12 protein-coding genes and 2 pseudogenes are annotated in these 12,755 nt (G+C 69.2%); 3 read left to right on the forward strand and 11 right to left on the reverse strand.

The features are described 5' to 3' along the window. Window positions 1-39 precede the first annotated feature (39 nt). The gene (gene rlmN, locus FCI23_RS33935) at window positions 40-1,146 is read right to left on the reverse strand and encodes a 23S rRNA (adenine(2503)-C(2))-methyltransferase RlmN (RefSeq protein ID WP_136727963.1); all 1,107 of its coding nucleotides are present in this window, start codon (window positions 1,144-1,146) and stop codon (window positions 40-42) included. 79 nt (window positions 1,147-1,225) lie between these two features. Here rlmN and FCI23_RS33940 point away from each other — a divergent pair, with 79 nt between their 5' ends. Then, a complete protein-coding gene (locus FCI23_RS33940; protein WP_136727965.1) occupies window positions 1,226-1,648 on the forward strand; it encodes a TIGR03668 family PPOX class F420-dependent oxidoreductase in 423 nt (140 codons plus the stop codon). Window positions 1,649-1,746: 98 nt separating this feature from the next. Here the strand turns inward: FCI23_RS33940 and FCI23_RS33945 are convergent, their stop codons facing one another. The 5 genes from FCI23_RS33945 to rpsB form a co-directional block, all read right to left on the reverse strand. After that, window positions 1,747-2,745 carry a phosphatidate cytidylyltransferase gene (locus FCI23_RS33945; RefSeq protein ID WP_136727967.1) on the reverse strand — a complete coding sequence of 333 codons (999 nt, stop codon included), beginning with the start codon at window positions 2,743-2,745 and terminating at the stop codon, window positions 1,747-1,749. Window positions 2,746-2,850: 105 nt separating this feature from the next. Next, a complete protein-coding gene (gene frr, locus FCI23_RS33950) occupies window positions 2,851-3,408 on the reverse strand; it encodes a ribosome recycling factor (RefSeq protein ID WP_136728003.1) in 558 nt (185 codons plus the stop codon). A 104-nt stretch (window positions 3,409-3,512) separates the two neighbouring features. Then, entirely contained in the window at window positions 3,513-4,286 is a 774-nt protein-coding gene (pyrH, locus tag FCI23_RS33955; protein WP_136727968.1) for a UMP kinase, read from the reverse strand. 206 nt (window positions 4,287-4,492) lie between these two features. Then, window positions 4,493-5,329: a translation elongation factor Ts gene (gene tsf / locus FCI23_RS33960; RefSeq protein ID WP_136727970.1), complete on the reverse strand. Its 837-nt coding sequence runs from the start codon at window positions 5,327-5,329 to the stop codon at window positions 4,493-4,495. A gap of 106 nt (window positions 5,330-5,435) precedes the next feature. Continuing rightward, window positions 5,436-6,392 carry a 30S ribosomal protein S2 gene (rpsB, locus tag FCI23_RS33965; protein ID WP_136727972.1) on the reverse strand — a complete coding sequence of 319 codons (957 nt, stop codon included), beginning with the start codon at window positions 6,390-6,392 and terminating at the stop codon, window positions 5,436-5,438. Between the two features lie 348 nt (window positions 6,393-6,740). Here rpsB and FCI23_RS33970 point away from each other — a divergent pair. Continuing rightward, window positions 6,741-7,205 (forward strand): annotated as a pseudogene (locus tag FCI23_RS33970) (peptidoglycan DD-metalloendopeptidase family protein); the annotation flags it as partial. A 186-nt stretch (window positions 7,206-7,391) separates the two neighbouring features. On the opposite strand, the gene FCI23_RS33975 reads toward FCI23_RS33970, so the two are convergent. From FCI23_RS33975 to FCI23_RS33995, 5 genes and pseudogenes are all read right to left on the reverse strand, one after another. Next, window positions 7,392-7,949: a TetR/AcrR family transcriptional regulator gene (locus FCI23_RS33975; RefSeq protein ID WP_136728005.1), complete on the reverse strand. Its 558-nt coding sequence runs from the start codon at window positions 7,947-7,949 to the stop codon at window positions 7,392-7,394. 124 nt (window positions 7,950-8,073) lie between these two features. Then, window positions 8,074-8,892, reverse strand: a complete 819-nt coding sequence (whiG, locus tag FCI23_RS33980) for an RNA polymerase sigma factor WhiG (RefSeq protein WP_136728006.1) — start codon at window positions 8,890-8,892, stop codon at window positions 8,074-8,076. Between the two features lie 268 nt (window positions 8,893-9,160). After that, entirely contained in the window at window positions 9,161-10,450 is a 1,290-nt protein-coding gene (gene dprA, locus FCI23_RS33985) for a DNA-processing protein DprA (protein WP_136727974.1), read from the reverse strand. After that, window positions 10,450-11,082 (reverse strand): annotated as a pseudogene (locus FCI23_RS33990) (ATP-binding protein); the annotation flags it as partial. The gene dprA and the pseudogene FCI23_RS33990, both read right to left, overlap by 1 nt. Window positions 11,083-11,503: 421 nt before the next feature. Next, window positions 11,504-11,833: a hypothetical protein gene (locus FCI23_RS33995; RefSeq protein WP_246144320.1), complete on the reverse strand. Its 330-nt coding sequence runs from the start codon at window positions 11,831-11,833 to the stop codon at window positions 11,504-11,506. Between the two features lie 7 nt (window positions 11,834-11,840). Between FCI23_RS33995 and FCI23_RS34000 the strand changes: the two genes are divergently transcribed. Next, window positions 11,841-12,023, forward strand: a complete 183-nt coding sequence (locus tag FCI23_RS34000) for a hypothetical protein (protein ID WP_407646065.1) — start codon at window positions 11,841-11,843, stop codon at window positions 12,021-12,023. The last annotated feature ends 732 nt before the right edge of the window (window positions 12,024-12,755 follow it).

Consider the following 12,755-nt stretch of genomic DNA (forward strand, 5'->3'; position numbering starts at 1 on the left):
GTCGCGGCCCCGGGTCCGTAAGCGCCGGCGCGGCGCTCGCTACACCTCGGACGCTGCCAGCTGGCCGCAGGCCCCGTCGATCTCCTGCCCGCGAGTATCGCGCACCGTAACCGGAACGCCGTGGGCCTCAAGCGCCGCGACGAACGCCCTCTCGTCCTCCGGGCGGGAGGCCGTCCACTTAGAGCCGGGCGTGGGGTTGAGCGGGATCAGATTCACATGCACACGGTGGCTCTTCAGGAGCCGTCCGAGCAGATCGGCCCGCCAGGCCTGGTCGTTGATGTCCTTGATCAGCGCGTACTCGATGGAGATCCGGCGGCCCGACACCTCGGCGTAGTGCCACGCCGCGTCCAGCACCTCCCGCACCTTCCAGCGCGTGTTCACCGGCACCAGCGTGTCACGCAGCTCATCGTCGGGCGCGTGCAGCGACACGGCGAGACGGCATTTGAAACCCTCGTCGGCGAAGCGCAGCATCGCGGGCACCAGCCCCACCGTGGAGACGGTGACGCCACGCTGCGAGAGCCCCAGTCCGTCCGGCTCGGGGTCGGTCAGCCGTCGGATGGCGCCGACCACGCGCCTGTAGTTGGCGAGCGGCTCGCCCATGCCCATAAAGACGATATTGCTGAGCCGCGCCGCGCCGCCGGGGATCTCGCCGTCGCGCAACGACCGCATCCCCGCCACGATCTGGTGGACGATCTCGGCGGTCGACAGATTACGTGTCAGCCCCGCCTGGCCCGTGGCACAGAACGGGCAGTTCATACCGCACCCGGCTTGTGAGCTGATGCACATCGTGACCCGGTCCGGGTACCGCATCAGCACGGACTCGACGAGCGTGCCGTCGAACAGCCGCCAGAGTGTCTTACGGGTCGTGTCGTCATCACAGGAGATGTGCCGCACCACCGACATCAGCTCGGGCAGCAGCTCAGCGGCGAGCTTCTCGCGCGACCCGGCCGGGATATCGGTCCAGGCCGCCGGGTCGTCGGCGTACCGCGCGAAGTAGTGCTGCGAGAGTTGCTTCGCGCGGAACGGCTTCTCCCCCAGCCCCCCCACCGCCTCGCGGCGCTCCGCGGGCGTGAGGTCGGCAAGGTGCCGCGGGGGCTTCTTGGCCCCGCGCGGCGTGACGAAAGTGAGTTCTCCGGGAACAGGCATGGTCGTACCAGTGTCGCAGACCCGCGGACCCCCTCCCGGCGCCAGAGAGGACGGCGGTCGATGCGGGTACGGTCGAGCCATGAGGCTCTCGCCTGCCGAAGCCCGGGAACGCTTCGCGGCCTCGCCGGTCGCCCGCCTGGCCACGGCTGACGCCAGTGGTGTGCCTCATATCGTGCCGGTCACCTTCGCGGCCGACGAGGACGTGCTCTACTTCGCGATCGATCACAAGCCCAAGAGCACGTGGAATCTGCGCCGCCTCCAGAACATCCGCGAGAACCCGAGGGTGGCTGTTCTCGCAGACCGTTACGACGCCGACTGGTCAGCCCTCTGGTGGGCCCGCGCCGATGGCCACGCGGAGATCCTGGACGCCGGGAGCGAATGGTCCAAGGCCGTTCAACTACTGCGCGACAGGTACGAGCAGTACCGTGACCGCCCTCCCGAGGGGCCTGTCGTCAGCGTGATCGTGGAGAAGTGGAGCGGCTGGGCGTTCGCCGGTGAGTGAGACCGGCCGCAGCCTACGCCTTGGGCAGGCGCCGGGTACCGGGACCCTCGGTGCCAAGAGGACTACGGCCCCTGGGCGTACGACCTGCCCCGCGGGCGTCAGCCGGATCCGACGAAGACGACCAACAGCAGCCACACCACGGGGGCGGTGGGCAGCAAGGAGTCCAGGCGGTCCATGATTCCGCCGTGGCCGGGCAGGAGGGTGCCCATGTCCTTGATGCCCAGGTCCCGCTTGATCATGGATTCGCCGAGGTCACCGAGGGTGGCGCTGACCGCGACAGCGAGACCGAGGAGCAGGCCCTGCCACCACTGCCCGTCGTCGATGAGGAAGTGCACCAGCAAGGCACCGGCCGCCATGGCGAAGGTCACGGCGCCGATCAGGCCCTCACGGGTCTTGCCGGGGCTGATACGGGGAGCGAGCTTGTGGGTGCCGAAACGCCAACCGACCGCGTATGCCCCGGTGTCGCTGATCACGGCCAGGATCAGGAAGGTGAAGACGCGCCAGGGGCCGTCATGCGCGGCGAGCATCATCGTCACGAAGGTGGCGAGAAACGGCACATAGAAGACGGCGAAAACGCCTGCGGTGACGTCCCGTAGGTAGTTTTCCGGAGGCTCGGTCATCCGCCACACGAGGACCGCGAGGGCGGTGAACGCCATTGCCACCCAGGCGCCCTCGGCGCCGCGCAGGTATCCGGCGACGACAGTGGCGGCGCCGCCCACCGCCAGCGGCACCAAGGGTGCGTGAATCGCCTTCTTCTCGGCGAATCGCGAAGTGAGCTCCCACAGGCCGACGACAACGGACAGGACCACCACACCGACGAAGGCGGCCTTCCAGATGAAGAGCGAGGCAATGACGACTCCACCGAGCCCGACTCCGACTCCTATGGCGGCGCGCAGATTCCGGCCTGCGTTCTTCTTCGCATGCGCGGGCTCCGGCGGCACGGGGTTCTCCTCGTGGAACTCGGGCCCTGGTTGCATACGCTGAGTCTGCGGTGTCACGTCCGCGCCGTAGGAGGGACCCGCCGAACCGACGGGTCCCTGGTCAGGCGCTCCCCAGGAGCCGGCGCGTGGCGAAGCTCCCCAGGAAGAGTCGTTCACTGAGATTCGCCTCACGATTTCGTTCCGGATCGGCTGGGGCTGCTTGGTCTACTCGGTGAGCTGCCGACGGTGGACCGGGCGGTGGATGTGAATGCCTGTCGCCGCTCAGACCTCGAGCAGCTCGGTTTCCTTGTGCTTGAGGAGTTCGTCGACCTGGCCGACGTACTTGTGCGTGGTGTCGTCGAGCTCCTTCTCCGCGCGGCGCACCTCGTCCTCGCCGGACTCGCCGTCCTTGACAAGCTTGTCGAGCGTCTCCTTGGCCTTGCGGCGGACGCTGCGGATGGAGATCTTCGCGTCCTCGCCCTTGCCCCGGGCGACCTTGATGTACTCGCGGCGGCGCTCCTCCGTCAGCTGCGGGAAGACCACCCGGATGATACGGCCGTCGTTGCTCGGGTTGACGCCGAGATCGGAGTCGCGGATGGCCTGCTCGATGTTGCGGAGCGCGGAGCTGTCGAACGGCGTGATGACGGCCATCCTGGGCTCGGGCACCGCGAAGGAGGCCAGCTGGTTGATGGGCGTGGGCGCACCGTAGTAGTCCGCCACAATCTTGTTGAACATCGCCGGGTGGGCACGGCCGGTGCGGATAGCGGCGAAGTCCTCCTTGGCGACGACTACGGCCTTCTCCATCTTCTCCTCGGCTTCGAGGAGGATCTCTTCAATCACCATGTGCTCCTGGTTTTCAGAAGGCAGAGCCTCGGCCCCTGCGCGCGTCTTACCTGCACGGTGTCCGACCGGGCAGTGTGTTGTCCATCCCCGTGCCGGGCCAGTCAGGCCCGGGTGCCCTGGTCGTTGACCAGCGTGCCGATCTTCTCACCCTTTACGGCCCGGGCGATGTTGCCCTCCGCGAGCAGTTCGAAGACCAGGATCGGCAGCTTGTTGTCCTGGCACAGCGTGATCGCGGTGAGGTCGGCGACCCTGAGGTCACGCGTGATGACGTCCCCGTACTCCAGGGCGTCGAACATGACCGCGTCCGTATTGTGCTTGGGGTCGGAGTCGTAGACCCCGTCGACCCCGTTCTTGCCCATGAGCAGCGCCTTCGCGCCGATCTCCAGGGCGCGCTGGGCGGCGGTGGTGTCGGTGGAGAAGTACGGCATGCCCATGCCGGCCCCAAAGATGACGACTCGGCCCTTCTCCAGGTGCCGTACGGCGCGCAGCGGAAGATACGGCTCGGCGACCTGGCCCATGGTGATGGCGGTCTGCACCCGGGTCTCGATGCCTTCTTTCTCCAGGAAGTCCTGGAGAGCAAGGCAGTTCATGACGGTGCCGAGCATGCCCATGTAGTCGGAGCGGGCCCGGTCCATGCCGCGCATCTGGAGTTCGGCGCCACGGAAGAAGTTGCCGCCACCGATCACGATGGCGATCTCGTAGCCTTCCCGGACGACCGCTGCGATTTCGCGGGCGATGGCGTGCACGACGTCGGGGTCGACGCCGAGTCCCCCTCCTCCGGCGAAAGCCTCGCCGGAAAGCTTCAGCAGATACCGGCGGTGCGCGGTATCCGTGCCGTTGCCGGTCTTCTGGGCCTTGTCGGCGCCCTCACCCATCGAAAGTCTCCTCGTGCATGTACGAAGAAGGCCATTGCCGCGGGTCCGCATGCGTTCCCTGTACGGCAATGGCCTCCTCGTCACAACTGCGGTCGGCCGGTGGGCGGCCGACTGCGTCCGACCCTAGCGGGGTCGTCGGTCATTCGCTGTCCTGAGGTCCTGATGTCCCGGCTGGACGGTCGGAACGGCCGGACCGGTGAGACCGGTCAGACACCGACACGGAAGCGCGCGAAACGCTTCAGCTTCACGCCGGCCTCATCGAGCACCTTCTGGACGGTCTTCTTGCTGTCCTTGGCGAAAGCCTGCTCGAGAACGGCGTTCTCCTTGACGAAGCCCGTCACCCGGCCGTCGACGATACGGGACAGGGCTGCCTCCGGCTTGCCCTCCTCGCGCGCGGTGGCCTCGGCGACGCGGCGCTCGTTCTCGAGTACCTCGGCCGGGATCTCCTCGCGGGAGAGGTAGATCGGGGAGAACGCGGCAATGTGCTGCGCGACGTCCTTGGCGACCTGGGCGTTCTCCTTGTCCAGCTCGACCAGGACTCCGACCTGCGGGGGCAGGTCCGGGCTGGTGCGGTGCAGGTAGGAGGCGACGAAGCCGTCGCCGAACTGCGCGAAGCGGGAGAGCACGATCTTCTCGCCGAGAGTGGCGTTCGCCTCGTCGACGAAGGCCTGGACGGTCTGGCCGTCCTTGATCTCGGAGCCGAGCAGGGCGTCCAGGTCGGCCGGCTTGGTGGTGGCGACGTGGGCGGCGATCGTGTCGGCGACCGCGACGAACTTGTCGCCCTTGGCGACGAAGTCGGTCTCGCAGTTCAGCTCGAGGAGCACACCCTCGGTGTTGCCGTCTGCGATCAGGGCGACAACGGCACCGTTGGAGGCCGAGCGACCCTCACGCTTGGTGACGCCCTTCTGGCCCTTCACACGGAGAATCTCGACGGCCTTGTCCAGGTCGCCTTCGGCCTCCACGAGAGCGTTCTTGCAGTCCATCATCCCGGCGGCGGTGAGCTCGCGGAGCTTCTTGACATCGGCGGCGGTGAAGTTCGCCATGGTCTGTCGGTCTCTTCTCGAAAAGTCGGTGAATCCGGTGGTTCTACGGGTGAACGGCGGGGGCCGGAGCCCCCGCCGTTCACACACGTAGCGGAAGCCTTGCGGCTCAGGCCTGCTCGGCGTCGGCAGCCAGGGCCTCGGCCGGCTCAGCAGCAGCTTCGGCGACGGGAGCCTCAGCCTCGGCGGGGGCCTCAGCGGCCGGAGCCTCAGCAGCGGCGGGGGCCTCGGCAACCGGAGCCTCAGCAGCGGCCTCAGCGGCGGGAGCCTCTGCGGCCTCCTCCGTCTTCGCCTTCTCGCCCTCCAGGAGCTCACGCTCCCAGGCGGCCAGCGGCTCGGCGGCGGCGTCGGCCTTGTCGGCACCGGTGGCGACACCGGAGCGGGAGATGAGGCCCTCGGCGACGGCGTCGGCGATCACACGGGTGAGCAGCGTGACGGAGCGGATCGCGTCGTCGTTACCCGGGATCTTGTAGTCGACCTCGTCGGGGTCGCAGTTGGTGTCGAGGATCGCGACAACCGGGATACGGAGCTTGCGCGCCTCACCGACGGCGATGTGCTCCTTCTTGGTGTCCACGATCCAGACGGCGCTCGGCACCTTCTGCATCTCGCGGATACCACCGAGGGTCTTCTCCAGCTTGTCCTTCTCACGGGAGAGAACCAGGAGCTCCTTCTTGGTGAGGCCGGAGGCGGCCACGTCCTCGAAGTCGATCTCCTCGAGCTCCTTCAGGCGCTGCAGGCGCTTGAAGACGGTGGAGAAGTTGGTGAGCATGCCGCCCAGCCAGCGCTGGTTGACATACGGCATGCCGACGCGGCCCGCCTGCTCGGCGATGGCCTCCTGAGCCTGCTTCTTCGTGCCGACGAACATGATGGAACCGCCGTGGGCGACGGTCTCCTTGACGAACTCGTAGGCGCGGTCGATGTACGACAGCGACTGGAGCAGGTCGATGATGTAGATACCGTTGCGCTCCGTGAAGATGAAGCGCTTCATCTTCGGGTTCCAGCGACGGGTCTGGTGCCCGAAGTGGACGCCGCTTTCCAGCAGCTCCCGCATCGTGACGACGGCCATGGCCGCACTCCTTGATGTTCTCGGTTCCGCGACCGCCGGACGGCTGCCGCGCCTGACGCCCCGACGCGCCGTGCCACAAGGGACCGAGAAGCGCGGCCACCGTACTCGTTAAGGACGGTGGCGGGGCGTGCGAAGTCGACCCGGTGACCCGGATCGCCATGGAAAGTGTACGGGACCGCCCGGGCCCGGAGCGACATCGTTCTCCGGCCGTGGGCGTGGGCGGTGGAGGGGTGGTACGCGGGCGGGCGGAGCAGGGGCCGCCGGTCCGGACGCGGAGTTGTCCGCGGAGTTATCCACAGGCCCGATGCATGATCATCTCACAGGGCCGAATCGCGGGATCGTCTATGCATGACTCCACGCGGCACGACTCCACGCGCGACCCGGCCCTTCGGATCGGCCCGGCCGGGGGACCTCACGGTGCTGGCGGCGGTGGCCGCTGTGGCCGCGGTCCTGGCGCTGCTCGGGCCGCTCGCGGCTCCGGCCTGGCCGGCGGATGGCGGCGCCCGCGCGTGGCCGGTGCCGGGTACCGGTGCCCGGCCGCGGCCGGTCGTCGAGCGCGGGTTCGACCCGCCGCTGTCGCCGTGGGGCGCCGGGCACCGCGGGGTGGACCTGCGAGCGGGGCCCGGCACTCCAGTGCTGGCGGCGGTTGCGGGCAGGGTGGCCTTCGCGGGCCGCGTGGCGGGGCGCGGGGTGCTCGTGATCTCGCTGCGGGGCGGGCTGCGGATCACCTACGAGCCGGTGCGGGCTGCTTCGCCGGTGGGCCAGGAGGTGACGGCCGGCCAAGTGGTCGGAGTGCTGGAGGACGGACCGTCCCACTGCCAGGGCGGCTGCCTGCACTGGGGACTGCGGCGCGGTCCGGTCTATCTGGACCCGCTCTCGCTCTTCCCCGGCTGGATGCTGCGCGGCGGCCCGTCCAGGCTGCTGCCGGTCTGGTCCCTCGACCACCGGCGCCCTCGGGCCGGCCTGGCCCGGGCAGCCGGATGCCTGGGCACCGTGCCGCTACCCGCGCACCCCGCGCAGGGCCATCGCCACCGCTGCCTCGGTGATGGTCCCGGGATGCTCGGCCGCGCCGAGCTCGATACGGCGGACGGCGGCGTCGACAACGCCCTGCAGCAGCATCGCCGTCATCCTGGGCTCGCCGTGTCCCAGGGCGCCCAGCGCCTCCACGACCATGGCGACCAGGCCGCCGTGTGCGGCGCGGATCTTCTCACGGGCGCCGGTGTCCAGCTCGCCGGCGGAGATGGCGACGACCGCACGGTGTCTGCGGTCGCCCACCAGCGCCAGCTGGCTGCGCACATACGCCTCGATCTTGGCCTCCGGGGTATCTGCGGCTTCCATGGCCGCCTCGACCTCGGCCGCCCAGACGGGGAAGTCGACGGCGCACAGCTCCTCGACGACGGCCGCGCGTGAGCGGAAGTACTCATACACCGAGGACCGGGCCAGACCGGTGCGCTCGGCCAGCGCCGGGAAGGTCAGCGTTTCCGTACCGCCTTCGGAAAGCAGGGAACGTGCGGCGTCCAGCAGGGCGTCGCGCTGCATCGTCCGGTGCTCGGCCACCGAGGCCGCTCGAATCTTGGGCACGTCAACACTGTAGGCCGTCCGCGGCCGGTCAGGGACGCATCAGGCGGGACCGTCCGTGACCGGCCGGAATCAGTCTGAGAAGCAGTGCGGCCGGGTGCGGTCAGCGGCCGACGTCGGCCAGTTTCGCCCGCAGCTGGAGCACGGACTTGGTATGGATCTGGCTGACCCGGCTCTCGGTGACGCCAAGCACCGATCCGATCTCGGCGAGAGTGAGCCCCTCGTAGTAATAGAGGGTGACCACGGTCTTCTCCCGTTCCGGGAGGGTGTTGACGGCACGGGCGAGCAGCCGGCGCAGCTCGCGGTCCTCGGCGACCTCGACGGGATTGTCCGCGCCGGTGTCCTCCAGGGTGTCCACGAGACTGAGCCGGTCGCCGCTGTCGGTGCCGCCGTGCAGCAGTTCCTCCAGGGCGACGACGTTGGCGAGCGAGAGCTGGCTGAAGACGCTGTGGAGTTCTTCCACACCGATGCCCATCTCGGCGGCGACCTCCGACTCGCTCGGGGTCCGCCGCAATGACGCCTCCAGCGTGGCGTAGGCCCGCTCCACAGCACGGGCCTTCTGCCGGACGGAGCGCGGAATCCAGTCCAGCGCCCGCAGCTCGTCGATCATGGCGCCGCGGATGCGGGTGATCGCGTAGGTCTCGAACTTGATGGCACGCTCGGGGTCGAACTTCTCGATGGCGTCGATCAGCCCGAACACTCCGGAGGAGACGAAGTCGGCCTGCTCGACATTGGCGGGAAGGCCCACGCTGACCCGCCCGGCGACATACTTCACCAGCGGGGAGTAGTGCAGGATCAGCTGCTCCCGCAGCCGTGCGTCCCCCGTGGACTTGTAGCTCCGCCACAGCGCGTCGAGCGTGGTGGGGGCGGCGGCGGTCGGCGCCGCCGTCACGTGGTCGGGCCCGGGGGTGTGCTGGGGCATGCGTCGTCTTGAGCCGTTCTGCCGTGGCGTGGCCAGTGTGTCGAGCGTCGTTGAGCGTAGCGTGACCGAAGCGTCGCTCATTGCTATGACTTCCTTACAGGACCCCAGCAGATACGTTCCGCTGAGCGACCCGCCACAGGGGGGCCGCGAGGGGGTGTGCCGCTCAAGGCTTCCGCAGAATGGCGTGTTCCGTGGACATCCCTCAACCTCGCCATCCGATCGCCCCAGGTCAAGAACCGGCATGTCACCTGATGGTGTGTTGACCGGGTCACCCCGTTCGGGCGGTAGGACCGCCCCGGCGGTTTCCCGCCAACTTCCAGCGTGGCCCCTCGCGTTCCACGAAGCCCAGCGCCTGCAATTCGTAGAGCCTGCCGAGCGTGTCGTCGGCGGGAATCCCGGAGGACCGGGCGATCTGCCCGGGTTCCGCGCCGCCCCTGGCGGGCAGCGCCTCCAGCACCCTCGCGGCGGGCGGCGCCAGCAGATCCCTTGGCAGCACCGGGCCGCGGCGCTCCGGGGCGAGGTCGCCGCCGACCCTCCCGACCAGTTCGATCACCTCGGCCGCGTCGGTGACCAGCTGTGCGCCGCCGCGCAGCAACTCGTGGACGCCCTGGCTCAGCCCGGAGGTGCAGGGGCCCGGCACTCCCATCACGATCCGCCCCAGCTCCTGTGCCCGGCGGGCGGTGATCAGCGAACCGCTGCGGTACTGGGCCTCCACCACGACGGTGCCCCGGGTCAGCGCCGCGATGACCCGGTTGCGCAGCACGAATCTGCTCCGGGTGGGATGCGAACCCGGCGGCAGCTCCCCGGTCACCAGCCCCTGCCCGGCGATCCGAGCGATCAGCTCGGCGTGGCCCGGCGGATAGGGCACATCCACCCCGCAGGCGACCACCCCGACCGTCGCCCCGCCCACCGACAGCGCTCCCCGGTGCACCGCACCGTCCACGCCGTAAGCCGCCCCCGACACCACGATCCACCCCGCCTCAGCCAGCTCCGCACCCAGCCGCGACGCCATGTACGAGCCGTATTCGGTACACGCCCGCGCGCCCACCACGGCCACCGACCGCAGCGCCCAGTACCGTAGCGACGGCCCGCCCCTCACCCACAGCCCGTACGGCCGCTGGTCGCCCAGGTCGTCCAGCTGGGCCGGCCACTCCCCGTCCCCCGGACATACAAACCTCCCGCCCACGGCCTCCACCGCCGCCAGATCCTTCTGCGGGTCCACCCGCTCCGCCCGTAGCCGGTATCCGGCGAGCCGTTGCGCGCTCGCTCCCGGCAGTGCCTCGCCGCCGGCCAGCGCCCGCGCCACTGCTCGCGGCCCGAACTGCGCCACCCATCGCCCGACGATCTCGTCCCCGGGGTCCGCGATCCGGGTGAGCGCGACCCTGGCGAGCCGTTCCGCGTCCGGCGCCGCGGCCCCGCCCCGCCCCTCCCCGGGCCGTTCGTCACAGCCGCTGCCGGCGTAGCCGCCGCGCTCATGGTCGCTGCCCTCCTGGCCGCTGTCCTCCTCGCCCCGTGCCGCGTACCCGGACAGGTCCGGCGCGTACCAGTTCCCGCCCATCAGCGGCCTCCCGTCGCCAGCCCGCGCGGTACCCCGGTGCGCAGCTCGAGGGAGCGCATCATGTCGGCCGCGTCGGGACGGTCCCGGCCCGCCAGGTCGGCGATCGTCCAGGCGACCCGCAGGACCCGGTCGAGGCCACGGGCGGTGAGCAGGCCGCGCTCCATATCCCCCTCGGCGGCCCGGAGGGCATCCGGGGTGACCGGCCAGCGGGTCCGCAGCTCGTGCCCGGGCACGTCGCTGTTGGTGCGCCAGCCGGTGCCCTGATAGCGGGCGGCGGCCCTGTCCCGGGCCTCGCGCACGCGGGCGGCGACCTTCTCCGTGGATTCACCGGTGCGGTGGTGGCCGATCAGGTCGGACCGGCCGACCGGCTCGACCTGGACTCGCAGGTCGACGCGGTCGAGCAGCGGCCCGGAGAGACGGGCCTGGTATCGCCGCACCATGCTGGCGGGGCAGTCGCAGGCGGTGCCGAGGACCGCGAAACGGCCGCAGGGGCAGGGGTTGGCGGCGAGTACGAGAAGGAATTTGGCCGGCAGCCGCATGACCCCGGCCGAGCGGGCGATGACCACGTAGCCGGACTCAAGCGGCTGCCGGAGGGCGTCGAGGACACGTCCGCTGAATTCCGGCGCCTCGTCCGCTTTTCCGCGCGGACACATGTCCGCGTCGCATCCGACCTGCATGGATACGTCGCGGACATGTTCGCGACGGTCCGGACGGGCGATGATCTGTTACGCCGGCGTGGTGGCCGAAGCGGCTGCGGGCGCGGGTGGGCTTGCCCCGTGCGCTGGGGGAAGGAAGGACTTGCTGAACGAGGTGTACCTGGCGGTAGTGCCGCCAGATCGCCGGGTCTCAGATGTTCAGGGTCATCGAGGGAATCGGACGGTTCCTTCGGTTACCTCTGACGACATGTCGCCAAAGGTCACCAACCACCACCACGGTCCTTCCGACGGACGAGCGTTTTCGGCTCAACACGACAAGAGAGACGGTACACAGCTCAGGCCAGTGACCAACCGTGCACAAGCCGGCAGGACCGACCGATGTCGGCACCCGAGCGAGTCACGCCTCTGCGATGACCTCCTCGGCCGCGATGTCAGGCTTCACCTCGCCACCGAGAGCCTCGGCGATCGCTTCGAACTCGACGAGGGCAGCCTGGAGATCTTCCACGATCTCTTGAGCGATGACCTCGGGTGCAAGCATGCTGTCCGCGTCATCTAGCGCCGGATCCCTCAGCCAGGTGATGTCAAGGTTGGCCTTGTCGCGGGCGACGAGGTCCTCATACGTGAAGCGCCTGAAGCGGCCATCCTCCGTCTCCTTCCGCGCCGAGCGGTCGTCCGCCTTGTAAGCCTCGGTGAAGTCGGCCAACCATTCCGGCAACAGCGCCTCCACCGGTGCGGTGTGCGGCAACCTTCTCGGCGCGTATTTCGGCGATGTGGGTCTGCCCACCGACTGGCTCGCCGTAGTCGAAGGTCGGGGTGTCATCAGTGAGCTCGCGGACGACTTCGACACGCGCTTCCACTCGGACGAAGACACCCGCCGTCTCTGGGATGGACCGTCCCGGGAGCGCTACGACCACTGATCGACGGCATTTGGCCTCCGGCTTGGCCAGCCATCGACCTGGTACGTCCTCGGGTCCTGCCCGCCGTGCAATGACGGGCCGTATTTCGCTCGGGTCATTTCACCGGTCTGGGCGGCCATCGCCGTCGACGAAGGTGAGGATGCGCTCGCTCGGCGAGCCTGCTGGAAGCAGATTCGGAAGGAGATGCAGGTCAGCGGCCGCGCCGATGAGCGCTTTCCCGAGAGACTGCTGGGCCTGCGGTTGAAGGCACCGGAAGTCAGCCTCTCCGTTTCGCAGAGAGGCTCGTCCTCCTGCTACAGGATCCCGCATCCACCGCTCGCCGCTGCCAGGCGCGGCAGTGTGTGCAACGAGCGACGCCCCCAGTCACCCTGCCTGGCAGGGCCCACCCCGAAGCAACGCAGCTTTCATGACCACATAAGCTTCACACAGCATCCTGGGACCTCCGCCACTTCTTCACATGCATCAGGAGAACGACTCCGTGTCACATCGGAAACACCTCGGCGCGCTCGGCGTAGCTGTCATGTCCGTGACCGTTGCTGCCTGCAGCGCCCCCAGCTCTACGTCCACGGCAGCAACACCTGCGGCGCCCCACAGTTCGGCAGCTTCCAGCCCCGCGCCCTCCTCCCCGACTCCGCAGGCGGCGCTCCTCACGAAGGCGCAGCTCACGTCCGCTCTGCTGTCGTTGTCTGAGATGCCGGCCGGTTGGTCAACCGACAGCAGCCCGAGCACAGG

It is taken from the genome of Actinacidiphila oryziradicis, assembly GCF_005047355.1.
GTDB classification, from domain to species: Bacteria; Actinomycetota; Actinomycetes; order Streptomycetales; family Streptomycetaceae; genus Actinacidiphila; species Actinacidiphila oryziradicis.

Coding starts and splice junctions, on each gene's coding strand:
- rlmN (WP_136727963.1), bottom strand. CDS start 1,146: ATGCCTGTTCCCGGAGAACTCACTTTCGTCACGCCGCGCGGGGCCAAG.
- FCI23_RS33940 (WP_136727965.1), top strand. CDS start 1,226: ATGAGGCTCTCGCCTGCCGAAGCCCGGGAACGCTTCGCGGCCTCGCCG.
- pyrH (WP_136727968.1), bottom strand. CDS start 4,286: ATGGGTGAGGGCGCCGACAAGGCCCAGAAGACCGGCAACGGCACGGAT.
- tsf (WP_136727970.1), bottom strand. CDS start 5,329: ATGGCGAACTTCACCGCCGCCGATGTCAAGAAGCTCCGCGAGCTCACC.
- rpsB (WP_136727972.1), bottom strand. CDS start 6,392: ATGGCCGTCGTCACGATGCGGGAGCTGCTGGAAAGCGGCGTCCACTTC.
- whiG (WP_136728006.1), bottom strand. CDS start 8,892: ATGCCCCAGCACACCCCCGGGCCCGACCACGTGACGGCGGCGCCGACC.
- dprA (WP_136727974.1), bottom strand. CDS start 10,450: ATGGGCGGGAACTGGTACGCGCCGGACCTGTCCGGGTACGCGGCACGG.